Source organism: Psychrobacillus sp. FSL H8-0484, assembly GCF_038005325.1.
Taxonomy (GTDB): Bacteria; Bacillota; Bacilli; order Bacillales_A; family Planococcaceae; genus Psychrobacillus.
Genome location: NZ_JBBOSZ010000001.1, coordinates 1,723,036 through 1,747,563 on the forward strand (window position 1 = coordinate 1,723,036; position 24,528 = coordinate 1,747,563).

Genomic DNA, 24,528 nt, shown 5'->3' on the forward strand with positions numbered 1-24,528 from the left:
ATTTAACAACCCTTTCTATATTTATGATTTTTTCTTAATATTTTTAATCTTACTTGTTTTAGATTAAATTATCTACACATTTTTGAATTTTCTAAGTCTTCATGACTAAAGGAGGAAAAAAACGATGAATCAATCGTTTTATTTATTTGCATTAAAGTTCCGTGGAGGACAAAAGAAGGATAAAAAAGCACAATTCGCGGACAATATGTTTCATCTACATGATTTTCCAAAAGCAGAAGCATCTTTCAATGTTCTTTCCCAATATATTGAAGAATTAGCCCATCCAGATATGCCAGCAATTGTTTTTGATGAAATTTGGGAACTGTACATGGAACATGGGAATTAGCATCATCATTGCTATTTTGTCAAAAAAATTGTATTATTAATAGGATAAGTTTTAGAAATGAGGGTAAATATATGAGTATTCACATTAGTGCTAAAAAAGGTGAGATTGCGGACACAATATTACTACCAGGAGATCCACTTCGTGCGAAATATATTGCAGAAAATTTCTTAGAAGATGTTGTACAATACAACGAGGTTCGTAATATGTTTGGTTACACTGGTACATATAAAGGGAAGAGAATATCTGTCCAAGGTACTGGAATGGGTGTTCCTTCGATCTCTATCTATGTTCATGAGTTAATGAACGACTATGATGTGCAAAAATTAATCCGTGTTGGTACTTGTGGGGCTATTCAAAAAGACGTTAAAGTACGTGACGTAATTCTTGCTCAAAGTGCTTCAACTGATTCCAGCTTAAATAAAGTATTATTGGATGACCTTAGTTTTGCTCCAACGGCAGACTTCGATTTATTGTATAAAGCTTACAATGCAGGTAAAGAAGCGGGTCTAAACCTAAAAGTAGGGAACGTATTTACTGCAGATTTATTCTACAATGAAGATGCACAAAATGAAAAATGGGCTAGCTACGGAATTCTTGCAGTTGAAATGGAGACCGCTGCATTGTATACATTAGCAGCTAAATTTGGACGCAAGGCACTATCTATATTAACAGTTAGCGATCACATTATTACTGGTGAAGCAACTTCTGCTGAAGAGCGTCAAACAACTTTTAATGACATGATCGTTGTTGCACTTGAAGCAGCTATCCAAGAATAAAAAAGTTTGCATGAAATAACCAATGTCTAAATAGACTGTCATATAGATGACAGTCTATTTTTAGAAGAAGCTAAGTGTGAAAAGGGTGAAGATTTTGGACGAACAAAAGCATAATAATGAAGAGTTAGAAACTACTGATTCAAGACCAGCCTCACGTTATATTAAGATAAAGCCGTTTATTTTTCTATTAATGATTTTTGCCCTAGTAGTAGCTACGGCAGCGATTACGATGATATCTTTAACTTGGGGAGACGAAAAGATAGTAGATGTTACAAACACTAATACAAACGCAGAAAGATCTGAGTTCTCTAAGCTATATATGGCCTATGATAAACTAGAAGCAGAATACTATGAAGCTATAGATGAAGAAGCTATTATAAATGGTGCAATTAATGGAATGATTGATGCATTAGAAGATCCTTATTCTGATTATATGAACCAAGATGAAGCTTCTCAGTTCAATGAAAGTATTTCTTCTAGTTTCCAAGGAATTGGAGCTGAAATCCAAGAACGAGATGGTGTAATTACAGTAGTATCTCCTATTAAAAACTCTCCAGCTGAAAAGGCGGGGTTATTACCGAACGATAAGATAATGGCTGTTGATGGGAAAGATATTCAGGGCTTTAGCGCGTCAGAAGCAGTCTTATTAATTCGAGGAAATAAAGGGACAGAGGTTACCTTATCTGTTAAACGTGGTAACGCTTTAATGGAAGTAACTATTATTCGTGACGATATTCCAATTGAAACCGTTTATGCTGAAATGCTAGAGGATAAAGTTGCTCACATAATTATTTCAAGTTTTTCACAGAATACGTATGACGAACTATTAGCAGCCCTAGATGAAATGGAAAGCAAAGGTATGAAAGCATTAGTACTGGACGTTAGACAAAATCCAGGTGGGCTTCTAAATTCAGCTATTGATATTTCTAACTTATTTGTGGAAGATGGTAAAACGATTCTGCAAGTGGAGGATAAGGGAGAAAAAGAGGTTTATCCTGCTTCGCCAGGTCCTCGAGTGAATGTACCTGTGACGTTAATTATTGATGAAGGAAGCGCTTCTGCTTCTGAAATATTAGCAGGTGCTTTAAGCGAATCAGCTAATGTCCCATTAGTTGGATTAAATTCATTTGGTAAAGGTACAGTACAAACAGTGAATGATCTGCCAGATGGCTCGAATATTAAAATTACAACTGCTAAGTGGTTGACACCTGATGGAAACTGGATTCATGAGAAAGGTATTGTTCCTGATCATGTTGTGGAATATCCTTCCTATGCAACTTTAGCACCGTTAGATCCAACCGTTACTTTAAAAGAGAATCAATCTTCTGAAGCTGTACAAAACGCGAAAGAGATGCTTGAAGCGATTGGTTACGAAGTAGGAGAAGTAGATGTAAATTTTGATGCGCAAATGACAGCGGCAGTTAAAAAACTCCAAACTGATAACGAGTTAGAAGTTACTGGTGAGTTGTCTGGGGACACCTCATTCATTCTGATGGATAAACTTCGTGAAAAAATTCTAAAAGAAGATCCACAATTAGTAAAAGCACAAGAAGTCGTAAAAGAGTTATTAAATAAATAGTTCTGATAAAATACGCTGTATGTATTTTCGTCTAAAACAACATGATCGTTTAACAGAGCCAAATAAATAAAAAAAACGAAGAGCTGGCCGATATGGTCAGCTTTTTCCATATGAATAAAAGGAGTTAAAGTCGATGAAAGATGTATATTTATTAAGTGGTTTCTTAGGAAGTGGAAAAACTTCTTTATTATCACACATGATTGAACAATTTAAAGAAGATGGTATAAAGCCAGCAGTTATTATGAATGAATTAGGAAAGCTACCATTCGATAGTAGAGCTGTAGATAGTGATGTACCATTAAAAGAGATGCTAGAAGGCTGTATTTGCTGCACAGGTTCAGAAAAAATGGAAGCGCAGCTGCAGATGCTTTTAGAAGGTGAACCATTTGATGTTTTATTAATAGAAACAACCGGAGCAGCTCATCCAGTGGAAGCGATGGATGCTGTATTCTCTCCTTTGTTTGCAAGTAAATTGAATATGAAAGGGATTATTACAGTAGCAGATTGTAAAAGATGGTTGGACCGCGACAAAATGACGCCTCAAACTAGAATGCTGTTCACAGAGCAAATAAAACATGCTCACTTAATAATAGCAAACAAAGTAGACTTATTAACTGAATCAGAAATTGCAACTGCTACCATGCAAATTCAAGCACTTAATAATAATGCGTCTATCATACAAACTTCCAATAGTAAAATACCTCTCAAGCTAATAACACAGCTGGAAGCAACCTTTCATGAAAAAGAAGTACAAGAAGCAGCTATAGGAAAACAGCTCTCACTATCTTCTCGACTACATACGTTTAAAGAAGCAGTCGATCAAGAAGAGTTTGAGGAATGGGTAAAAGGCCTTCCTGACACTGTGTATCGAATGAAAGGGTATGTTCCGCTGAAGGGCCATAAGAATCCATATCTATTTCAATACGCATATGGGATGGTACAATGGCTACCAGAATATATGAAGATGCCTTCTCAAATTGTGATTATCGGGGATCAAGTAGATAAAGTGGAAATAATCAGAGGTACGTCAAATGATTGAAGCATTTAGACAATTGTATAAAGACAGAAAGTCAATGGATGCAATTCAAACAATAGAAGCTATTCGTACTGTAATTAAATCAGAGCTATTAGATGAGTTTACTCACCCAAGAGCAAGGCAATCGATTGAAAAAAAGTATGCCCTTGCTCTAGAACGTATTAAAAATAGTAACTTATCGATAAATCAAAAACAAATGATTTTAGACGCCTATTTTGATGAATATACAAAACTGTCAACAGAGTATGAGATCTAATATTTATGTATAGTGGTTAAGTTATCCAATAATCGGTTGTGGAAGATGCGTTACTATCAATAAAATCGATCGAAATGGTCGTTAAGGAATATTTTATGGAATTTTTTCTTCTAATTTTGTGTTTACAATAGGGGTGCACAACAGAAGGAGGAAATGAAAATGATTAAAAAACATTCAATCATGGTTGGATTACTTGCAGGTGGCTTATTACTTTCTACAAATACAGCTGAAGCATCGATGACAACTGGAAATTCACAAACTACTTCCGAGGCAAATACATCCGTTATTTATCAATGGCAGTCTCCGTATAAAGTTATAAATAATTACAATTTAAATAACTTAGATATACAAAATCTCATCAATGAGAGTTTAACGACTCTAAAACCGATTATTATGAAAGAACTACAAGGAGCTCAGAAACCTATCGACACTGAGAAAGTCCAAGAGTATCAAAAACCAGTAAAAATAGAAAAAGCACCAGTAGTTAAAAAACCGGTAGAAAAAGAAAAAGCACCAGTAGCAGAAAAACCAGCAACTCCAGCTACTCCAGCTACTCCTGTAACACCGCCAGTAGTGAAGGAACCAGTAAAAGAAAACAATGAAGCGGTAAAAGTTTCTTCTGTTATCCAACAAGTAGTCGACTTAACAAACCAAGAGCGTGCAAAAGCTGGATTAAAACCATTACAATTGGATACAAAGCTTACACAATCTGCACAAGCAAAATCTCAAGATATGAAGAATAAAAACTATTTCTCTCATACGAGTCCAACATACGGATCACCATTTGACCAAATGAAAGCATTTGGAGTTACGTATAGTTCAGCGGCAGAAAATATCGCTATGGGACAACGTAGTGCAACTGAAGTAATGAATGCTTGGATGACATCACCAGGACATAAAGCAAACATTATGAATCCATCATATACACATATCGGAGTAGGTTTATCGGATAGTGGATATTACTGGACACAACAATTTATTGGAAAATAATATAGTAGATAGTCTATCTAGATTTTTTAACTAGATAGGCTATTTTTTTTATTAAGGTTTAAGAGAAGCGCATAGCGCTCTTTAAGTGCAAAAGCTGTTCACAGACGTTTCTGGATTGCTTTGGAATGGATTTTAGCTACATCAAAACAGCACTAATCTGTTGCCTAAAGTTGCAGGAAGGCGACAGAAGGATAAAAGCCACAAGATTACCGAAAAAGGAGTGAGGGCTGTCCAATAAGCCCATAAATTGAAGCAGGTGTAGAAAAACGAGTCTTTTTCTACACCTGTTTTTTGTATACTTTTTATTAAACTACCATTTTTTGTAGGCAATTGATTGTAGTGGAAGACGACGACTTCAGCGGGAAAAGGCAATCTAAGTTCGCCGCGTCCTGCCCCCGCGCAAAGCTCGTCGCAAAAGAACTTTTGCGGCAACGATTGCATGACCCACATCCTGTGAGCCTCAACTCCTTGTGACTAACATCGTGTTGGCCTGAGGAGACTGAAGCAATGCCCGTGGAAAGCGGCCGTCTGGAACGGAAATCAATACATTGGAAAAGGGACCATCTCTCAGTCACTATATGACTTTAGGGACAGCCCCCTCTCAAATCGCACGGTAGTCTTGCTAGCAGTTCTCCCACGGAAAGCGAGCGGATTTTCGGCAGGTAACAACATAATCGTTTATCAGAACCTTTTTTAACGGTATATCGATGAAAATACAAAACTGTCAACAGAGTTTGATATCTAATATATAAGCAGAATGGTTATGATCTCCAATTATCGTTTGTTAAATATACGTTTATATCAATATATTCATTTGAAATGGTCGTAATGGAATATTTTATGGAAATTTTTCTTCTAATTTTATGTTTCAATAGGGGTGCACAACAGAAGGAGGAAATGAAAATGATGAAAAAACATTCAATCATGGTTGGATTACTTGCAGGTGGCTTATTACTTTCTACAAACACAGCTGAAGCATCGATGACAACTGGAAATTCACAAACTACTTCCGAGGCAAATACATCCGTTAATTATCAATGGCAGTCTCCGTATAAAGTTATAAATAATTACAATTTAAATAACTTAGATATTCAAAATCTCATCAATGAGAGTTTAACGACTCTAAAACCGATTATTATGAAAGAACTACAAGGAGCTCAGAAATCTATCGACACTGAGAAAGTCCAAGAGTATAAGAAACCAGTAAAAACAGAAAAAGCACCAGTAATTGAAAAACTGGTAGAAAAAGAAAAAGCACCAGTAATTGAAAAACCGGTAGAAAAAGAAAAAGCACCTGTAGTTGAAAATCCAGTAGAAAAAGAAAAAGCGCCAGTAGCAGAAAAACCAGCTACTCCAGCTACACCAGTAACACCGCCAGTAGTGAAGGAACCAGTAAAAGAAAACAACGAAGCGGTACAAGTATCTTCTGTAATTCAACAAGTAGTCGACTTAACAAACCAAGAGCGTGCAAAGGCTGGATTAAAACCATTACAATTGGATACAAAGCTTACACAATCTGCACAAGCAAAATCTCAAGATATGAAGAATAAAAACTATTTCTCTCATACGAGTCCAACATACGGATCACCATTTGACCAAATGAAAGCATTTGGAGTTACGTATAGTTCAGCGGCAGAAAATATCGCTATGGGACAACGTAGTGCAACTGAAGTAATGAATGCTTGGATGACATCACCAGGACATAAAGCAAACATTATGAATCCATCATACACACATATCGGAGTAGGTTTATCTGATAGTGGATACTACTGGACACAACAATTTATCGGGAAATAATAGAGAAAAGTCATATCAAGTTTTATACTTGATATGACTTTTCTTCCTTTATTCATCTCCAAATGATTTAGCAATTTTACGTTGTAAATAGAAAAGACGAGTACCAAGCGTCAACGCTCCTAAAGTGAGTCCTACTATTAAGCCAATCCAGTATCCAAACCGCTCAAAAGATGTATACGTAGCAATTAAATAACCTGTTGGTAAACCAATTATCCAATACGAAATAATTGCCATGATGAACGTAATTGTTACATCTTTATATCCTCGTAATGCTCCTTGTACCGGTGCTTGAATAGCATCTGATAACTGGAACAATGCTGCAAAGAAGAAAAACTCAACGGTTAAAGTGATAACATATGGATCGTCCGTATATAAAGAGGCAATAGGTTCCCTAAGCAATAAGAGAATGGACGAAGAAATAAAGCTAAAAAATACCGCTGATCCGACACTTAACCAACTATAAGTCTTTGCGTCTCTATAGCGTTTTGCTCCTATTGCATGTCCAACTAAAATAGTTGCACCCATGGATATACTTAACGGCACCATATAAAGCAAGGAAGTGAAATTCATTGCAATTTGATGGGCTGAAATAACTTCCGTGGAATAGGTACTCATGAGAATTGTAACTGCAGAGAAAATGGTAGTTTCCGCAAAAAGAGACAATCCAATCGGTAAACCAATCTTTGTTAATACGCCGAATTTTGAAAGGGAAGGCTTGCTCCAGCCTTTAAATATAGATAGTTCCACGAATGGCCTTTTCCGAGCAACAATTATAACGGCGATGACTAAGATGAACCAATAGGTGAGAGCAGAACCAAGACCTGCACCGACTCCTCCAAGAGCAGGAAAACCAAATTTACCATAAATAAATACATAATTTAGGGAAATATTAATAGGGACAGATAATAACGTAATAAACATCGAAACCCTTGTTCGTGCTAAAGCGTCAATAAATGATCTGAGTGTACTATATAGAAATAAAGGAATTAGACCAATACACATCATGTATAAATATTTCTTCGCTACAATGCGTACACTATCTTCAAGAGGTATAAGATTTAAAACAGGATCAATTAGAAAAACAATACCAATAAATACGAGAAAAGCTAATAATAGTGCAATATAAAATCCTTGTTGAACAAAAGTACGTACATCTTCCTTCTTTTTTGCACCGATTAATTGTGCTACAATTGGCGTAATGCCTATTAAAATACCGGTTAGGCCAGTATAAACAGGCACCCAAATAGATGAACCAATAGAAACACCTGCTAAATGATCAATACTATATTTGCTCGTCATTAAGATATCAAAAAAGGTCATTAAATAGAGCGCAACCTGTGTGATTAAAATGGGTGCTACAATTTTAATCATATACTTGCTTTTTTCTGGGAGTGTATTCGTTTCGTGCATTTGGCATTCATCCTTTAAAGTTTTAAAATAGTTAGGAGATTATAAATGAATAATAACACAATTGTATTGACAGGTGGAGGAACCGCTGGTCATGTTTCATTAAATGAAGCAATTATTCCCGAATTACTAAAAAAAGATTATACCGTCCATTATATCGGATCACACGATGGTATTGAGAAATCCATCATTCAAAAAAACTTTCCATTCATATCGTACCATGCGATTTCCAATGGTAAATTAAGAAGATATTTTTCTATTAAAAATTTCTCTGATCCGTTCAAGGTGTTATATGGAACATTACAAGCACTAAGCGTATTAAGAAAAGTAAAGCCTTCGATTGTATTTTCAAAAGGTGGATTTGTTTCAGTTCCAGTCGTCCTTGCCGCTAAACTCATGAATATTCCAGTCGTGATACATGAATCTGATATAACACCAGGACTTGCGAACAAAATCTCGATAAATTTTGCAGAACAAATTTTTACTGTCTTTGAAGAAACGTTAAAATATCTACCAAAAGAAAAAGCTACATCAATCGGCGCAATTATTCGTACTGATTTATTCCATGGTGATGAACAACTTGCTGAGCAGATAACAGGACTACAAGCAACAAAAGAAACAATCATAGTTATGGGTGGTAGCCAAGGTTCCGCCAAAATTAATGAAGTAATAAAGGAAAATATAGATGTTTTAACGAAACGATATCAGATTATTCATCTTTGTGGTAAAGGGAATTTAGATGCAGCTTTAGTTGGGAAACCTAATTATGTTGCGTTCGAATATGTAACAGACGAATTGCCGCATTTATTAAAAATGGCTAATTATGTAATAACCCGTGCTGGTTCTAACTCTATATTTGAGTTTTTAGAACTAAAAAAACCGATGCTGCTCATTCCTTTATCTATTCAAGCGAGTAGAGGAGACCAAATATTAAATGCAAAATTCTTTGAGGAAAAAGGATATGCTCTCATGCTGGAAGAAGAGAATCTAACTCCAATTACTTTTATGGAATATATGATGAAACTAGTTGATAATAAAGAAGAAATAATAGATAAACAATGTTCTGCTTCCTCTTCCAAAACACCAGAACAATTTACTGAACTGTTACTAACGTATAAAAAATAAGCGATGTTAAACTACATTTTTGTTATTTGGTAGAATCCGGTTGCTTTCCTCGGGCGAACCGACAAGGACAACAGTAAAGAAAACAGCACCAAAAAATAAGAAACTCCCGTCAAATAAACTATTTGTCGGGAGTTTATGTTTACATCGCTTGTTCTTCTTCTATATCTTGTTGCATCATAACTAAGTGGAACAAATCTTTTGGAATATAGTATAAATCAAATACTTCTTGTTTTTTATTGATTTCTGAGTAGATATAATGGTGGGAATCGTTCGCTTTTAATGCGTAACGAAGTTTTTCCGTGGCACGAATACTTTTCGTGTTGATTTTCCTAATGCGTAAAAATACGGTGTGGATGTTTAGCTCAAAAAACAGTTCCTCTAAAAATTGTTCTTTTGCTTTTTTATTATAGCCAAGTCCTTGGAATGGAGTACCTATCCATGTGCCTAAAAAACCGGCGCCATCTTCCACATCAAATAAATTGATCGTACCAATTGGTTGACCGAAATCACTCACAATTGTTCGGGAAATGACCTTTCCATTTTCTTCATCTTCCATTAGTTGTTTTGTTAAAAACCAATACTCGTCTGCTGAATAAGCTTTTTGACGTACATATGGTAGTATGGTTGAATCGGACATAAGTTCATAGAGAGAAGTACATTCATGCAAATCTCGTTTTTTTATCACAAAAAGCGCCTCCTAAAAGAACTAAAAATGAGCATAGTCATCCTAGTTTCCCTGAAATTTTTCATTTCGAATTGCATAAAAAATTTCGGGGTAGGAATCGAACCTACTAGGACCAGCTCAAAACTGGTGGCGCACCATTTGCCTTCCCTCGGCAAAGTGAACTTTGCCTTATAAAATTATTTGCATTAATAATATACTTCGTTTTTTTCGTTTTGCATAGTATAAAATCTTGTCAATATTATTAAATGTTTGTAAAAAAAATATTAGTATAATATTTAGCCTAAATACTTGTATGTTTTCCTGTAAATACATATGATAAAAAGATATAGTTTAGAACTTGATAGGAGATTGTTTAAGAAATGTCTCAAAACATTATTACCAAAAACCAATTCCATTTATTATATGATTTGACGGAAGATTATGTTTTTTTTATGAAAAAAGATGGAGACTCTTTTATATATGAGTATGTTAATAAAAAAGCGGAAGAAATCTTCTTGAAATGTCCAACTGGGAAAAGAATGGAACATTGCTTAGATGAATTTCATTACAAAACGATTCTCTTTCATTATAATCGAGCATGTAAAATAAAACACTCAATTTTTTACCAAGATAACCATTTTCTACACAATGAAACTATCGTGAACGAAACGACCGTTATTCCTATTTTTTATGGTGAAGAAGTATATATTTTGGCTACAACTAGAGAAGTTACTCGTACAAAAGAGATGCAAGAAGCAACGTATATTTTAGAAAGCTATCGTAAAGGAGTAAACGATGCTGCTTTAGTTGCAATGACGAACGAAGTTGGAATAATTGAAATGGTAAATAAATTATTCGAAGAAACTTCTCAATTTAATAAGAGCGAGTTAATTGGAAAATCATTTCGAATGATTAACTCTCATTTTCACGAAGAAGATTTCTTTGAGAAAATGTGGGAGACTATTCAAAAAGGTGAGACTTGGCGAGGTCAAATTCGTAATCGGACAAAGTATGGTTCCTTCTTTTGGGTCGATGCTCATATAATTCCTATTACAAATGAACAAGGTGTAATTGAAAAATACTTAACTATTCAATTTGATAATACAGAGAAGAAACGAATAATGTCCGAATTAAGAAATATCGAACGTTCTTTTAAGCTCATAACGGATTATTCCAATGATCTCATCGCGATTACCGATGCAGAAGGGTATTTGCTCTATTCTTCTCCTGGTCATGAAACGATCTTAAAGTATGACAAAGAAGAGTTATTTGGAACGTATTATTTAAATTTAATCGTTGATTCTTCTATTAAGATATTGGATGCCGAAGAATTCTTCTCATCTGGTGAACAAAACAAATTTCGTACAGAACTTTCATTGAAAACGAAAGATGGTTCTACTATATGGACAGACACATCTATTACAACAGTAGAAAATATAGTTGATGATCAAAAAGAAAAATGGTTTGTTTTTGTGTCACGAGAAATTACAGATAAAAGGGCCTTAGAAGATCAATTAAAATATATGGCTTTTCATGACAGTCTAACTGGCTTACCAAATCGTCGGTTGTTCCAAGATGATTTTCCTGCTGTTCTTAGTTCAGTCAGTTCCGAATACCCAAGTATTGGTTTACTATACATCGATGGAGATAATTTCAAAGAAATTAACGATCAATTTGGCCATGAAGTTGGGGACCAGTTTTTAATGCATTTTGCAGAAAAACTCCAAGAAAGTGTCAATTCTCAGTATAAAGTGTACCGAATTGGTGGAGATGAGTTTGTCATAGTAATTGATCAAGTGAAAGATTATATAGATAGTATTAGCCCAACTATTGAAAGGATTGTGCAGTCCATTCAACACACGTTAAGTAAGGGGTGGGTAATAGAAGAGATTGTTTTCACACCTACTTCGTCTATCGGTATATCCATGTTTCCAAATGACGGTGTTTCTTTAGATGAGCTCCTAGATAATGCCGATCAAGCATTATATGCTGCAAAAAAACAAGGAAAGAACAAGTATATATACACTAGTGCCGTTCATATTTAATGAACGGTTTTTTAAAAGGATGTGTAAGTATTGAATCGTCATATTTTACTAATTGAAGATGAAAAAAATATAGCAAAATTTGTAGAATTAGAGTTAAAGCATGAAAATTTCCAAGTCACTGTATCCCATGATGGGAGAGAAGGAGTAGAACTGGCATTAACTAACACATATGATTTATTGTTAGTAGATGTAATGCTACCCCATTTAAATGGTCTAGAAATTTGTAGAAGGGTTCGTAAAAAGAAAAGAACTCCTATCATTTTAATTACTGCTAGAGATGCAATTATCGACAGAGTATCTGGCTTAGAGGCTGGAGCGGATGACTATGTCGTAAAACCGTTCGCTATCGAAGAATTGTTAGCAAGAATACGTGCAGTGTTAAGAAGAGTAGAACTTCCAAAGGAAACGACTAAAACACTAACTATTCAAGAATTAAGTATTAACCTTCAGGCACATCAAGTCTTCTACAAAGACGAAGAGATAGACTTAACTAAGACGGAATATGATATGATTGTTTATTTTATGCAAAATCTTAATTTAGTGTTAACGAGAGATACAATTTTAGAAAAAGTATGGGGATATGAGACAGAAGTAGAAACAAATGTGGTGGATGTGTATATACGCCATTTACGCAAGAAGCTTCCAAAAGAGATAGCGTCATTAATTGAGACGGTAAGAGGAGTAGGTTACGTGATGCGCGGATGAAAAAATGGACTTTACAAAGGAAATGGACGTATGCCTCAGCGATTTCTATTTTTTTAAGTTTTCTCATGATGTGTATTATTTTATATTTTTCTCTATATAATTGGATGCTTATATCTGAAAAGAAAATAGCGCAAAATACGTTAAATGAATTAGTAAGTTTTTTTGAATCAAAAGGACCTATTATATCCATTCAAGACATTCAACGAAATAAAACGCTCCTTAATCAACTGGTTAATCAAGAGCAATCCGTTCGCATTTTAAATGCAGATGGAATAGAAGTGTTACGGATTAATGATGTAAGTCCTTTTCCTAATTTTTCACCTGAAATTTTACAAGAATTCCAAAGAGAACGAGTGGACGGTCAACTTTTGTTTCATAAAGTTGCAGAAGTTGATTTTGGCTTGTTTACTGGGTATGTGGAAATTTCCCATAGCTTAGAAAACTTTTCTCATTTAATGGATTATATATTCATTGCTATGGTTATCTTTGCCTTAATAGCACTTTTTCTCTCGGCTTTAATCGGTTATTCATTGTCTTCTATTTTATTGAAGCCATTAAAGGAACTTCGAAATGAGATGCAAGAAGCAAAACGTACGAAATTTTCAAAAGAAGTGAAATTTCAATATGTCACAAAAGATGAAATTGGAGAGCTTTTAACAATCTATAAAGAGCTAATGAACGAAGTATCTGAAACGATTACTAGGCAAGATGAGTTTATTCAGAATGTTTCCCATGAGCTTCGAACGCCAATTCAAGTTGTAGAAGGACATTTGGCATTGTTGAATAGGTGGGGGAAAAACGAGCGAGAGGTACTTGATGAATCGCTAGACATTTCTTTAACAGAAGTAAGGAAAATGAAATTGTTAATAGATGAGATGTTAAAGCTTGCAAAAAATGAACGTACAGATGAATTACTAGAGTCCCTTTTATATGAAATCGTGCTTAGTTTACAAAATAAGTACCGTATTTTAGAACCGGAAACGATCATTGAATTTGCTGGAGATGAAAAGGTAAAAGTTGCAGTTCCAGCAACTACTTTAGAACAAATAATACGAAATCTCATAGAAAATGCAATCAAATACAATGAGAACAAACCGCATATTTACGTAAAGGTCACTAATAATGAATTAAAGACCATTATAACCATTATGGATAATGGGGTTGGGATACCCGAAAATTTATTACCTAAAATATTTGATCGTTTCTTTACAGTGGATGAGGCAAGAACTAAACCAAATGGAGGGTCAGGATTAGGGCTTAGTATTGTTAAAAGCCTAGTTTCTGAATATAAAGGGTCAATATTAGTCGAAAGTAACGAAAAAGGCACAAAATTTGACATTATATTTCCCGAATTTAACAAAAGAATTTAAATTCATTAATTAAGAATAATTTTTTTTTAAAATTACTATTTAATTTCGGAAAAAGCATTGTAATTTTCTCCAAGAGTAGTAAGATGGATATGGAAAAATTGTTCTTTTTAAAGTGCACTTTCAGTCCTTTTAAAAGAGTGGTAAACTAAAATTGTGTATATTTTGTGTATGTAAAACAATTTCTACATTCGGATTTAATTAACTTATTTTATATGTATTTTTTCCATTAATGCCTAAAAGGCACAAAATGTTGGAGGTTTTTCTAAATGTCGAACAATCAATCACCGTGGTCCGTTTTTTCTGGACCTAACCTTGGTTATGTTATGGAGCAATATGAATTATTTTTACATTCTCCAGACCAAGTAGATAGTGAATTAGTAAATTTATTTCAACAGTACGGTGCACCAACCATTCCAATGTCCACATCATCAAGTACAAATGATGCTATGACTCATGTAGAACCGAATAATTTTGAAAAAGTTATTCGTGCTATTCACCTGGCTGATGCAATACGTACTCATGGTCATTTAACGGCCAATATTTATCCATTAAACGATGGACCAAAAGAAGATCCTAGAATAGATCCTAAAACCTATGGATTAACGGATCAAGATTTACGTGAGGTACCTGTTTCTTTCCTAATTAGCAATGCTTCAAACAGTATTGAAAATGGTTTACAAGCAATTGAACAGTTAAAAGCAGTATACACAAATAAAATTGCTTTTGAAATTGCACATATTGTAAATCCAGAAGAACGCAAATGGTTACAAGATAAAATTGAAAAAGGCACTGTTATAGACAATCTATCTTCCGATGATAAAAAAGAATTGTTAAAGCGTTTAACACAAATTGAAGGGTTTGAAAAATTCATTCACCGTACATTTGTTGGAGCAAAACGTTTTTCTATAGAAGGATTAGACACATTAGTTGTATTAATCGACGAATTAGTTCGTCAATCAGAGTTAACAAATACAAAACAAGTAAACATTGGAATGGCTCACCGAGGGCGTTTAAATGTTTTGACACATATATTGCAAAAGCCATATGAAATGATGTTTGCAGAATTTGCACATGTTCCAAGTGAATCTTTCTTGCCAAAAGATGGCTCATTACAAATGTCAGAAGGTTGGTTTGGGGATGTAAAGTATCATAAAGGTGCTGCATATCGCTCAAAATCGGGCTTAACACTAAAACTAGCTTATAACCCTTCACACTTAGAAGTTGTAAGTCCTATCGTGACTGGACAAACTCGCGCAGCACAAGAAACAACAGATGCAGCTGGATATCCAGTACAAGACAAAAATGCATCTTTTGCTATATTAATACATGGGGATGCAGCATTCCCTGGTCAAGGTGTTGTTACCGAAGTATTAAATTATAGTCAAGTTCGTGGATTCCAAACGGGTGGATCTATTCATATTATTGCTAATAATATGATTGGATTTACAACAGAACATTATGATTCACGCTCAACGTTCTATTCTTCTGACCCAGCAAAAGGTTATGAAGTTCCAGTTATCCACGTAAATGCAGACGATCCGGAAGCGGTACTTGGAGTAGCTAAATTTGCGCATGAATACCGCCAAAAATTTGGTAAAGATATTGTTATTGACCTATTAGGATATCGTCGATATGGCCATAATGAGATGGATGAGCCATTAGTGACAAATCCAAAAATGTATCACGCAATTCACAAGCATCCAACAGTTCGGAAGTTGTATGGACAAAAATTAGTAGAAGAGAATCTAATTGAGTCTGCTATCATTCAATCATTAGATGATTCTATTTTCAGTGGTATGCAAGAAGCATATGATCGTGTGAAAGAGCTTCCACAATCTACTGTTCATGAGATCGTTATTCCAGAAGCAGTGTTAAATGGAATGCCCGAATTGCCAACAGGAGTTGAAGAAAGTAAGCTTACAAAAATAAACGAAGAGCTTCTTACTTGGCCAACAGAATTTACAGCATTCAAGAAATTAGAGAAAATTTTAAAACGTCGAGAAGAACCGTTTAAAGGGAAAGGGAAAATCGATTGGGGGCATGCAGAAACGCTTGCTTTTGCGACGATTATCCAAGAAGGAAATTCTATTCGTTTAACTGGTCAAGACGCACAACGTGGTACATTCTCGCATAGACATTTAATTTTGCATGATGAAAAAACTGGGCAAGCATTAGTGCCAATTCACTCTATTAGTGATGCAAAAGCTTCGTTCTCCGTACACAATAGCCCATTAACTGAGGCTGCAATTTTAGGTTATGAATTTGGTTATAATCTGGAAAATGCTGATTCTTTAACTATTTGGGAAGCACAATATGGGGACTTTGCTAATATGGCACAAGTAATGTTTGATAATTTTATTAGTTCTGCTCGTTCAAAATGGGGATTAAAATCAGGTCTAGTTATGCTATTGCCTCATGGGTCTGAGGGCCAAGGTTCAGAGCATTCAAGCGCTCGTTTAGAGCGTTACTTGCAACTTGCAGCTGAGAATAACTGGACAGTAGCGAATCTTTCAAGTGCAGCAAACTATTTCCATATTCTTCGCAGACAAGCAAAAATGTTAAAAGAAGAAGCAATTCGTCCATTAATTATTGTTTCTCCAAAATCATTATTACGTCACCCGTTAGTAGGAGCAGATGTAGAAGAATTAACAACTGGTCAATTTGAAACGGTTATTGAACAACCTGGTCTTGGACAACAAGTTGATAAGGTAGAAAAGATTGTTTTTGCTAGCGGTAAATTGGCAATTGATTTGGCTGATAAAGTGAAAGATGGCAAAGGATATGACTATATGCACATTGTTCGTATTGAACAAATTTATCCTTTCCCAGCTGAAAAGATTCAAGCTATTATTGGCCGCTATCCAAATGTGAAACAGCTTGTATGGGCACAAGAAGAGACAGAAAATATGGGCTCTTGGAATTTTGCACTTCCATACTTGTTAGAACTAGCAAATGGAAAAGATATTTCTTACGTTGGTCGAGTACATCGTTCAAGCCCTGCTGAAGGCGATATGGATACGTATAAAGTAGAGCAAACACGCATTATAGAAGAAGCAGTAAAAAGCATTTAAGTAAGGATAGATTAGAGGAGGAAATTCAAGTGGCAGAAATTATAGTTCCAGAATTAGCAGAATCAATTACAGAGGGTACTATTGCACAATGGCTAAAACAACCAGGTGAAACGGTTGAAAAAGGTGAGTTCATTGTTGAACTAGAAACAGATAAAGTAAACGTAGAAGTTATTTCAGAAGAAGCTGGAGTTGTAAGTGAATTATTAGCAGCTGAAGGCGATACTGTTCAAGTTGGTCAAGTAATTGCTATTGTTGGTGCTGGTTCAGGCGCACCTGCAGCAAAACCTGCAGCAGAAACGAAAGCTCCAGAAGCAGAAAAAACAGTAGAAGCTCCAAAAGCAGCACCAGTTGCAGTGGAATCTACAAATGAACAAGACCGTACGATTGCTAGCCCAGCAGCTCGTAAATTAGCACGTGAAAAAGGCATTAACTTAAGCGAAATTTCACCAGTTGATCCAATGGGTCGTGTACGTGTACAAGACGTTTCGGCTCACGGTTCAGCACCAACTCCAGCGAAAGCAGCACCAGCACCTGCAGCTGTTTCAAAAGAAGATGATGGCCGTACAACTCGCGAAAAAATGTCACGTCGTCGTCAAACAATTGCGACTCGTCTTTTAGAAGTTAAACAAAGTACTGCAATGTTAACAACGTTTAATGAAATTGATATGACAAACGTGATGGCTTTACGTGCACGTAAAAAAGATAAATTCTTTGACGATCATGATGTACGTCTTGGATTTATGTCGTTCTTCACAAAAGCTGTTGTTGCAGCATTGAAAAAATATCCATATGTAAATTCACAAATTGATGGTACGGATATTGTGAAAAATAATTTCTATGATATCGGTATCGCAGTATCAACAGAAGGTGGTTTAGTAGTGCCAATCGTTCGTGATGCAGATCGTAAAAACTTTGCAGAAATAGAAGGGAATATTGGCGAACTAGCTAAAAAAGCACGTGATAATAAATTAGCTCTTTCTGATATGTCTGGCGGTTCATTTACAATCACAAACGGTGGAGTATTCGGTTCATTATTATCAACTCCGATTTTAAATGGTACACAAGTTGGTATTTTAGGAATGCACACAATCCAAAAACGTCCAATCGCTGTTGGTAACGAAGTTGAAATTCGTCCAATGATGTACGTTGCATTATCATATGATCACCGCGTAATCGATGGAAAAGATTCAGTAGGCTTCTTGAAAATGGTAAAAGAACTTCTTGAAAACCCAGAAGACCTAATGTTAAATTCTTAATATAAGAAAAAGAAGGCTCCCAATTTGGGGCCACTGAAAAACTTACGTTTTTAAAACAGTAAATTCTTTTAAACAAAAATCCGGCACTTCTTGTTCAAGTTTGAACAGGAAGTGCCGGATTTCTTTGTCTATTTCTACTCTTTTTCGTTCAGAAACTTCAAAATCCGTTTCAGATTGACGGCGAATATCGTAGTGGTACCTTGTATTTCCATGCCAAATATACCCGCAGAGGATGCTGTATTGTATCCCTTGAGGATTCTTCAATTCACTATTTTCCGATTCGATATTATAGCGTTTTCGAGCAAGCTCTTTAAACGAAACTAAAGAAATATATATTTACACGAAATAATGTATAGTTGATTTCCACTATAGGCGGACGCTTTCCGCGGGGTGAGCGATAAGCCATCACCGCCGCTCACGCGTCGTTTGTGATGTCTTATCTGTCTCACTCCTCCCGCTGGAGTCGCCGCCTGCCGCTTCAATCAACAAAGTGAGTGAGGATGTTCTTTTCTAGTGCTATTTCTACCGATTTCCCAATAAGCATGTTTAATAAGCCGACATCTTGTATACAAAGTCGACGGAATTTCGTTAATGAAATGGCATCAATGACAGGATCTTCTGGAGCCATCTCTAAGAAATATTTAAACGATATATCATATTTCGAACTCTCTACTACATCCACATCTGATACATCAAAAATCGCTTTCAATAATAGATATGTGAATCGGTGGAATCGCATTGCGTCCATTATCTAAGCAGTATTTTGTTTTTAATTCTTCCAAGATAAACGTAAATTCCACCAGTTCATTGATTTAGCGAAGCATATTCTCTTTTGGCAGGAGAGCCACCTAAATTAGTTCCTTTTATTAAAAGGAAATATGCTTTTTTTTTAGTTTAAAGCGAATTTATTTTATGGTGATGGGAGTGGAAGGCGGCGACTCCAGCGGGAAAAGCGCGTCCAGGTGAGACCCCGCAGGAGCGCACATAGAAACAAAGGCTAAGAACGCCACCTCGTGTGGCAACGCCTTCGTGACCAACATCCTGTCGGCCTGAGGAGGTTCACGGACCGCCCGCGGAAAGCGTCCGCCTGCAACGGAGTCACCTAGATGTTATATTTAATCAAAATAGCGTGAATCCATTTCTGAAATAAGAGCTTAATTTTGAAAGCATTTCATGAAACCTTTTTCAAACATTGAAAAATACAGTAGATTTTCGTATACTAAAAGAAAGGAAGTGCTAACATGATACATACAGATTGGGCAACTAAGCCAACACTTAAAACAGTTACTTGTGTGCATACAGATGCTAAAAAATTCTTAGTAAGCAATGTACTAACAGTTGGTAAAACATACGAAGTAAAAAACGAAACAGAAGAGTTTTTATTTGTTGTCGACAACACTGGTAAAGTCGGCGGTTTTTACAAAGAATATTTTCAATAAAAAACCGATGACTATCATCGGTTTTTTTTCATAAGGAGACGAAATAGCATGGAATTAATTGAAAGAGAACAACAGATTCGATTAGGTAGAACGCATAGTGAAGAAGACAAGGCATTGATTGGAGCTGGTGGTTATCTTTCTCCTGTAGAACATTTATGGACGGATGTATTAATCGCTATTTCATTGAAAAAACCAGTATTGTTAAAAGGTCCTACCGGTGCAGGTAAAACGAAACTTGCCGAAACGGTATCGCAATTCTTTTCACAGCCAGTGCAGAGCATTAACTGCTCGGTCGACTTAGACGCAGAGGCGTTACTCGGATTTAAAACAATAGTTTTAAAAGACGGAATGAATGAAATTTCATTTGTCGAAGGCCCAGTTATTGAAGCCATGAAAAAAGGTCATATCTTGTATATTGATGAGATTAATATGGCGAAATCTGAAACATTACCTATATTACATAGTGTGCTCGATTACAGAAGAATGTTAACCAATCCTTTTACAGGGGAAGTAATCCATGCTCATCCAGATTTCTCCGTTATTGCGGCAATTAATGAAGGGTATATTGGTACTACACCGATGAATGAAGCATTAAAAAATCGATTTGTTTCTTTTTCAGTTCCTTATATCTCAGGAGATCATCTTCGAAAGCTTTGGAAGGAACTATTTCCAGCTGCACCAAAGGAATTACATGCACTTATGTTGAACCTAGCTAATGATTTAATGGAACAAGTAAAACAAGGCTTACTTTCGGAAGAAGCAGCTTCTATACGAAGTTTACTTTATGCAACTGAACTAGCTCAGTATATGGAACCACTGAGAGCTATAAATTATGCAATTGCCGAGAAATTAGAAGATGAACAAGAAAAGAAACTTGTACTAGAATTGGCAGCTTCTTGGATAAAGTAAGTGAGGTGATGTAAATGACTTCGGTCAATCGTTTTATACAGTTTAACAATGAAACAATAGATGCACGACAGTTAATGCACTATGAACACGTCGCAAAAGCATTAACACAAAACACATTGTTACTTATTAACGAACGAAAATTAATCGAATTTCAACCTGCAGATCAAGCCATTTCTCTAAGTGTCTTTTGGAGACATAGGGAAGAGAAAACTATGCATGCAGGAAGATTATCAGATATTTACTTGTTAGCAGAGGGTTTTTGGAAGCATTTTAATGTACAAGCATGGAGAGTATTTGATAAAGAAAAATCGACGGACCTACCGAAATTATTGGATCAGCTATTGTTTTGTATCGAAGAATTTCGTTTGATGGAGATTATTCAGAAAAAACGAGTAGGAACGATAAAGATTTTTGATATCCGAGTACAAACATATTTGGCTTTTCATAAACAGCAGCTACTAGTCAATACACAAAAAGGATTTTTAGCGGATGCGTTTATTAGCTATTTATACATTAGTCTTTATGAAGGTACGATACATGTAAAAGGCCCAGAAGCTTTTCAACAAACTAATGAAATTATTCAAAAAGTGTACGAAAGTACTTCCACACAGACCTCTATAAATCTTGTATATCAGCTTTATTATCTACTAAATGATTATATCAATGCGGATACGCTTCTTCACTATTATGCATTAATTTCGCAATCCAATTTGCCTACAGAAGAGTTTCATTATCACCAAGGTGTGAAAGATTCTGAAGCTGGAGTGGAGGAAGAAAAGGATACTATTGCAGAAGTATTTAGAACGTGGCATCGTGAAAATGAGCAGGAAAACGGTTTACATCTGCAATATGAACTGGAGCATGGACGAGACGGAAAAGCAGAACAGAATATGGATGCAGAAGAAGGTAAAGAAGGACATGCGATCACTGAAATTGGTCGAGGGCAATCAGCTGGAAATAGTAAAGAAGGACTTTCAGTAGAACGAAACACTGAAAAATCAAATTCGATGAAAAAAGCTGGGAAATTGTTCGGGAAAGAGCATACAAATGTAGTTTATAAAGAAAAACGTATGGAAGGGACTTTTAGTAGCCCTAATAAACTGCAGCTTCCGTTATATCGACAAGTACAAGCCCCATTTGTGAAAGCCTTCGTACAAGAAATGAAAAGACGAATGGAATTAAAAAGAGTAGACAAACGAATGAATTTGTCGAAAGGAAGGCTTTCTTCCAAACAGACAGTGCTTTGGACAGAAGAGCGACCTAAACCTTTTTATAAAAAAAATGCACCAAGCACACAATTAAATGCGGTGTTTGGACTTCTTGTAGATGGGTCTGCTTCTATGCAGGATAAAATGGAAGAAACGAAAAAAGCTGTGTTATTATTTCACGATGTGTTAAGACAGCTAAAAATTGCGCATGAAATTGTTCTTCATTATGAAGATGCCTTTGAAGCTTCCGAAACTATTCAACCGAACACATTTGAGTGGATTCACAAATTAGAGGACGGTACCAAAGATAGTGGAATAAACATATTGTCTATGGAAGCTCATGAAGATAATCGAGATGGATTTGCATTAAGGTGGATGGGGAAGAGGTTAGAATATCGCCCGGAAGTCCATAAATTCCTACTTATATTTTCTGATGGGGAGCCATCTGCATTTGGATATGCTCAAAATGGTATAATGGATACTGCAGAAGCAGTCATTGAGTTAGAACGAAAACATATCTCGGTATTGCATTTGTTTTTAAATGATGCAGAAGCAACGGAAGAACAACTAGAGTTGTTCCGATTAATTTTTGGTAAAAAAACAGCTGCAGCTTCATCTTTAGAGAAGTTTTCAGATGAGACACTTCGCTTACTTCGAAAAATGCTTCATCATGTCTTAAAAAGTACATAAAAACCGTCCTTCGTTAAGAAGGGCGGTTTTTTGATTGATCTGCTATTAAAAGAAGACGTTGTTTTAATTCTTCTTCCATTCGTCCAATTTCTATTTCAGCAGCTTTTCGTTTGATACGACCGTCTGCTTGGATACGCATTGTTTCTTCAATTGTTTGTAGTAAGTTTTCTTGTGTTTTCTTTAATGTATCAATTTCAACAATTCCGCGTTCATTTTCTTTAGCTGTTTCGATACTATTAACTTTTAGCATTTCCGAATTTTTTAGCAATAAGTCATTTGTTGTTTGCGTTACTTGTTTTTGTGCAGCAACAGCTTTTTGCTGACGATTTAATGTTAATGCAATCGCAATCTGATTTTTCCAAAGAGGAATTGAAGTCATAACAGACGATTGAATTTTTTCTGCTAGTGTTTGATTTGTCTGTTGAATCATACGAATTTGTGGAGCACTTTGTATAGTAATTTGACGAGACAATTGTAAATCATACACTCTTTTTTCTAAACGATCGACAAATTGCGCCATATCATTTACTTCTTGGAACGCCATTTGGTCATTGGATAATTCTGCTTTGCGACGGAGTTCTGGAATTGTTACAGTCAAAATTTCCTCTTTTTTTAATTCAGCAGCAGCGATATAAACGTTTAGTGCCTGAAAGTATGTTTTGTTTTGATCATACAGCTTGTCTAGCATTTGGACATCTTCCACAAGACCACGCTTGGAGTGTTCTAGTTGAATACCAATTCGATCAATTTGGGTGCTGAGTTTCTGGTATTTGGTCATTAGTTCTTGTACGGAACGATTGACACGACTAAAAAGTTTTTTGATTTTTGATTTTTTTTCCGTCGAAAGCTCTTCTGGATTAATTTCGGAAAGTTTATTCATTAAATCGCTTAAAATATCTCCAACCGGTCCAATGTCTTTTTTCTGAACATGATCTAACATTTGATGGGAGAAGCGAGTTAGATCGGTTTGCGCATTCGCTCCATATGTTAAAATGGCTTCATAATTTCCAGCAGGAATTTGCTCAGCTAATTGTCGTGCTTTTTGTTGCTCAGCTTGTGACAAACGATCCAATAGCTTGGTAGGTGCAGGTTCGTTCGTATTGTTGGCAACTGTTTGAGTTGTTGCAGTATTTAATTCGAAGGGGTTTCCTAATAATTCGTCCATTAATATATCATCATTTATATTCGATAGTTTTTCGGTCATCTTCTGATTCTCCTTTTAAATATAAAGGTTGTTCCATTTTTCCAACAGATAATTTCGCAAAATCTAATTCCATTTTAAGGTGTTCAATATCAGATGAAAGTACGTTTTTTAGATCATCTTCCATTACTAAACTAATCGATTCTAGTGTTTCACGAGTATCTTCTAAGGCCATTTTCATCTCTCTATCCTTTACTGGTTGAGATACTAATAAAGCATATTTTGACGTAAGTTCCACAGCAGAGTCAAGGTGTGCATAGAAAAAGTTTTCTGCTTGATAAAATTTACGTGGATTCGTTTTAACCAATGAAATAATCCGTTTCGCAAGTCTATTCATTTCAAACAACTGTTTGAAAGAGCTTAACGATCTTACTTTTAAGTAGTGACTATTAAGCGTACGAATTTTTTTGTTTGCTTCTTTTAATTGCTTTTGTATATGGAAATACTCGGAAAGAGTAAGCTGGTGTTTTTTCATAATCCTACGCTGTTGAAATTTCTTTATGCCAAAATTCGTTACTAAATAAACACCAATTGCTAAAGCTGAACTTATGAGAAACCCGGTATCAAATGAAAAAAAGAAAACGAACCAGGATGCTATCATAATTGGGATATTTATAAAATGGCGAATAATGGACTGGACTACTTCAGACATAGTTAC

General features: G+C 35.5%; 22 protein-coding genes and 1 pseudogene. 16 read left to right on the forward strand and 7 right to left on the reverse strand.

All coding sequences use genetic code 11. The annotated features are described in order from the left end of the window. The first annotated feature begins 124 nt into the window (after positions 1 to 124). The 6 genes from MHH81_RS08125 (at position 125) to MHH81_RS08150 (ending at position 4,983) form a co-directional block, all read left to right on the forward strand. Positions 125 to 346: a YozE family protein gene (locus MHH81_RS08125; RefSeq protein WP_340919911.1), complete on the forward strand. Its 222-nt coding sequence runs from the start codon at positions 125 to 127 to the stop codon at positions 344 to 346. Between the two features lie 71 nt (positions 347 to 417). Further along, positions 418 to 1,122: a purine-nucleoside phosphorylase gene (deoD, locus tag MHH81_RS08130; RefSeq protein ID WP_340919914.1), complete on the forward strand. Its 705-nt coding sequence runs from the start codon at positions 418 to 420 to the stop codon at positions 1,120 to 1,122. Between the two features lie 94 nt (positions 1,123 to 1,216). Next, positions 1,217 to 2,701 (forward strand): lmo1851 family serine protease, encoded by a 1,485-nt coding sequence (locus MHH81_RS08135; protein WP_340919916.1) that lies wholly within the window; start codon positions 1,217 to 1,219, stop codon positions 2,699 to 2,701. A gap of 133 nt (positions 2,702 to 2,834) precedes the next feature. Then, positions 2,835 to 3,740 (forward strand): CobW family GTP-binding protein, encoded by a 906-nt coding sequence (locus tag MHH81_RS08140; protein WP_340919918.1) that lies wholly within the window; start codon positions 2,835 to 2,837, stop codon positions 3,738 to 3,740. Next, the gene (locus tag MHH81_RS08145) at positions 3,733 to 3,993 is read left to right on the forward strand and encodes a hypothetical protein (RefSeq protein ID WP_340919920.1); all 261 of its coding nucleotides are present in this window, start codon (positions 3,733 to 3,735) and stop codon (positions 3,991 to 3,993) included. The genes MHH81_RS08140 and MHH81_RS08145 overlap by 8 nt, the downstream gene beginning before the upstream one ends. Before the next feature lie 159 nt (positions 3,994 to 4,152). Continuing rightward, complete coding sequence (locus MHH81_RS08150; RefSeq protein ID WP_445678079.1) at positions 4,153 to 4,983, forward strand: CAP domain-containing protein; 831 nt, start codon at positions 4,153 to 4,155, stop codon at positions 4,981 to 4,983. A gap of 141 nt (positions 4,984 to 5,124) precedes the next feature. On the opposite strand, the gene MHH81_RS08155 is transcribed toward MHH81_RS08150, so the two are convergent. Continuing rightward, positions 5,125 to 5,433, reverse strand: a complete 309-nt coding sequence (locus MHH81_RS08155) for a hypothetical protein (protein ID WP_340919923.1) — start codon at positions 5,431 to 5,433, stop codon at positions 5,125 to 5,127. 456 nt (positions 5,434 to 5,889) lie between these two features. Between MHH81_RS08155 and MHH81_RS08160 the strand changes: the two genes are divergently transcribed. After that, on the forward strand, positions 5,890 to 6,780 hold the full coding sequence (locus MHH81_RS08160) for a CAP domain-containing protein (protein ID WP_445678129.1): 891 nt from the start codon (positions 5,890 to 5,892) through the stop codon (positions 6,778 to 6,780). 48 nt (positions 6,781 to 6,828) lie between these two features. Here the strand turns inward: MHH81_RS08160 and MHH81_RS08165 are convergent, their stop codons facing one another. Then, positions 6,829 to 8,190: an MATE family efflux transporter gene (locus tag MHH81_RS08165; protein WP_340919927.1), complete on the reverse strand. Its 1,362-nt coding sequence runs from the start codon at positions 8,188 to 8,190 to the stop codon at positions 6,829 to 6,831. Between the two features lie 45 nt (positions 8,191 to 8,235). Between MHH81_RS08165 and MHH81_RS08170 the strand changes: the two genes are divergently transcribed. Further along, the gene (locus MHH81_RS08170) at positions 8,236 to 9,312 is read left to right on the forward strand and encodes an undecaprenyldiphospho-muramoylpentapeptide beta-N-acetylglucosaminyltransferase (protein ID WP_340919929.1); all 1,077 of its coding nucleotides are present in this window, start codon (positions 8,236 to 8,238) and stop codon (positions 9,310 to 9,312) included. A gap of 139 nt (positions 9,313 to 9,451) precedes the next feature. Here the strand turns inward: MHH81_RS08170 and MHH81_RS08175 are convergent, their stop codons facing one another. Then, entirely contained in the window at positions 9,452 to 9,997 is a 546-nt protein-coding gene (locus tag MHH81_RS08175) for a GNAT family N-acetyltransferase (protein ID WP_340919931.1), read from the reverse strand. 359 nt (positions 9,998 to 10,356) lie between these two features. Here MHH81_RS08175 and MHH81_RS08180 point away from each other — a divergent pair, with 359 nt between their 5' ends. The 5 genes from MHH81_RS08180 to odhB all read left to right on the forward strand — a co-directional run bounded on the left by MHH81_RS08180 (position 10,357) and on the right by odhB (position 18,423). Continuing rightward, positions 10,357 to 12,021: a sensor domain-containing protein gene (locus MHH81_RS08180; protein WP_340919933.1), complete on the forward strand. Its 1,665-nt coding sequence runs from the start codon at positions 10,357 to 10,359 to the stop codon at positions 12,019 to 12,021. 30 nt (positions 12,022 to 12,051) lie between these two features. Further along, positions 12,052 to 12,726, forward strand: a complete 675-nt coding sequence (locus MHH81_RS08185; RefSeq protein WP_340919935.1) for a response regulator transcription factor — start codon at positions 12,052 to 12,054, stop codon at positions 12,724 to 12,726. After that, positions 12,723 to 14,096, forward strand: coding sequence for a sensor histidine kinase (locus MHH81_RS08190; protein WP_340919937.1), 1,374 nt, complete (start codon positions 12,723 to 12,725; stop codon positions 14,094 to 14,096). The genes MHH81_RS08185 and MHH81_RS08190 overlap by 4 nt, the downstream gene beginning before the upstream one ends. A 266-nt stretch (positions 14,097 to 14,362) precedes the next feature. Continuing rightward, positions 14,363 to 17,167, forward strand: a complete 2,805-nt coding sequence (locus MHH81_RS08195; protein ID WP_340919939.1) for a 2-oxoglutarate dehydrogenase E1 component — start codon at positions 14,363 to 14,365, stop codon at positions 17,165 to 17,167. Positions 17,168 to 17,196: 29 nt separating this feature from the next. Beyond that, the gene (odhB, locus tag MHH81_RS08200; protein WP_340919942.1) at positions 17,197 to 18,423 is read left to right on the forward strand and encodes a 2-oxoglutarate dehydrogenase complex dihydrolipoyllysine-residue succinyltransferase; all 1,227 of its coding nucleotides are present in this window, start codon (positions 17,197 to 17,199) and stop codon (positions 18,421 to 18,423) included. Between the two features lie 42 nt (positions 18,424 to 18,465). Here the strand turns inward: odhB and MHH81_RS21310 are convergent, their stop codons facing one another. Further along, a complete protein-coding gene (locus MHH81_RS21310) occupies positions 18,466 to 18,687 on the reverse strand; it encodes a hypothetical protein (RefSeq protein ID WP_445678080.1) in 222 nt (73 codons plus the stop codon). Between the two features lie 232 nt (positions 18,688 to 18,919). Then, positions 18,920 to 19,271, reverse strand: a pseudogene (locus tag MHH81_RS08210) (transposase); the annotation flags it as partial. 393 nt (positions 19,272 to 19,664) lie between these two features. Here MHH81_RS08210 and MHH81_RS08215 point away from each other — a divergent pair. Genes MHH81_RS08215 through MHH81_RS08225 form a run of 3 tightly spaced genes read left to right on the forward strand, consistent with a single transcriptional unit; the run spans position 19,665 to position 22,669 of the window. Further along, positions 19,665 to 19,862, forward strand: a complete 198-nt coding sequence (locus MHH81_RS08215) for a DUF6501 family protein (protein WP_340919945.1) — start codon at positions 19,665 to 19,667, stop codon at positions 19,860 to 19,862. Between the two features lie 48 nt (positions 19,863 to 19,910). Next, on the forward strand, positions 19,911 to 20,771 hold the full coding sequence (locus MHH81_RS08220) for an AAA family ATPase (protein ID WP_340919947.1): 861 nt from the start codon (positions 19,911 to 19,913) through the stop codon (positions 20,769 to 20,771). 14 nt (positions 20,772 to 20,785) lie between these two features. Then, a complete protein-coding gene (locus tag MHH81_RS08225) occupies positions 20,786 to 22,669 on the forward strand; it encodes a vWA domain-containing protein (RefSeq protein WP_340919949.1) in 1,884 nt (627 codons plus the stop codon). A 13-nt stretch (positions 22,670 to 22,682) separates the two neighbouring features. Here the strand turns inward: MHH81_RS08225 and MHH81_RS08230 are convergent, their stop codons facing one another. Next, positions 22,683 to 23,873: a toxic anion resistance protein gene (locus MHH81_RS08230; RefSeq protein WP_340919951.1), complete on the reverse strand. Its 1,191-nt coding sequence runs from the start codon at positions 23,871 to 23,873 to the stop codon at positions 22,683 to 22,685. Beyond that, entirely contained in the window at positions 23,845 to 24,522 is a 678-nt protein-coding gene (locus tag MHH81_RS08235) for a 5-bromo-4-chloroindolyl phosphate hydrolysis family protein (protein WP_340919954.1), read from the reverse strand. Before MHH81_RS08235 ends, MHH81_RS08230 begins: the two co-directional genes overlap by 29 nt. Positions 24,523 to 24,528 lie beyond the last annotated feature (6 nt).

Coding starts and splice junctions, on each gene's coding strand:
- MHH81_RS08140 (WP_340919918.1), top strand. CDS start 2,835: ATGAAAGATGTATATTTATTAAGTGGTTTCTTAGGAAGTGGAAAAACT.
- MHH81_RS08180 (WP_340919933.1), top strand. CDS start 10,357: ATGTCTCAAAACATTATTACCAAAAACCAATTCCATTTATTATATGAT.
- MHH81_RS08190 (WP_340919937.1), top strand. CDS start 12,723: ATGAAAAAATGGACTTTACAAAGGAAATGGACGTATGCCTCAGCGATT.
- MHH81_RS08215 (WP_340919945.1), top strand. CDS start 19,665: ATGATACATACAGATTGGGCAACTAAGCCAACACTTAAAACAGTTACT.
- MHH81_RS08160 (WP_445678129.1), top strand. CDS start 5,890: ATGAAAAAACATTCAATCATGGTTGGATTACTTGCAGGTGGCTTATTA.
- MHH81_RS08155 (WP_340919923.1), bottom strand. CDS start 5,433: ATGTGGGTCATGCAATCGTTGCCGCAAAAGTTCTTTTGCGACGAGCTT.
- MHH81_RS08145 (WP_340919920.1), top strand. CDS start 3,733: ATGATTGAAGCATTTAGACAATTGTATAAAGACAGAAAGTCAATGGAT.
- deoD (WP_340919914.1), top strand. CDS start 418: ATGAGTATTCACATTAGTGCTAAAAAAGGTGAGATTGCGGACACAATA.
- MHH81_RS08230 (WP_340919951.1), bottom strand. CDS start 23,873: ATGACCGAAAAACTATCGAATATAAATGATGATATATTAATGGACGAA.
- MHH81_RS08195 (WP_340919939.1), top strand. CDS start 14,363: ATGTCGAACAATCAATCACCGTGGTCCGTTTTTTCTGGACCTAACCTT.
- MHH81_RS08225 (WP_340919949.1), top strand. CDS start 20,786: ATGACTTCGGTCAATCGTTTTATACAGTTTAACAATGAAACAATAGAT.
- MHH81_RS08235 (WP_340919954.1), bottom strand. CDS start 24,522: ATGTCTGAAGTAGTCCAGTCCATTATTCGCCATTTTATAAATATCCCA.
- MHH81_RS08170 (WP_340919929.1), top strand. CDS start 8,236: ATGAATAATAACACAATTGTATTGACAGGTGGAGGAACCGCTGGTCAT.
- MHH81_RS08125 (WP_340919911.1), top strand. CDS start 125: ATGAATCAATCGTTTTATTTATTTGCATTAAAGTTCCGTGGAGGACAA.
- MHH81_RS08165 (WP_340919927.1), bottom strand. CDS start 8,190: ATGCACGAAACGAATACACTCCCAGAAAAAAGCAAGTATATGATTAAA.
- MHH81_RS08220 (WP_340919947.1), top strand. CDS start 19,911: ATGGAATTAATTGAAAGAGAACAACAGATTCGATTAGGTAGAACGCAT.
- MHH81_RS08150 (WP_445678079.1), top strand. CDS start 4,153: ATGATTAAAAAACATTCAATCATGGTTGGATTACTTGCAGGTGGCTTA.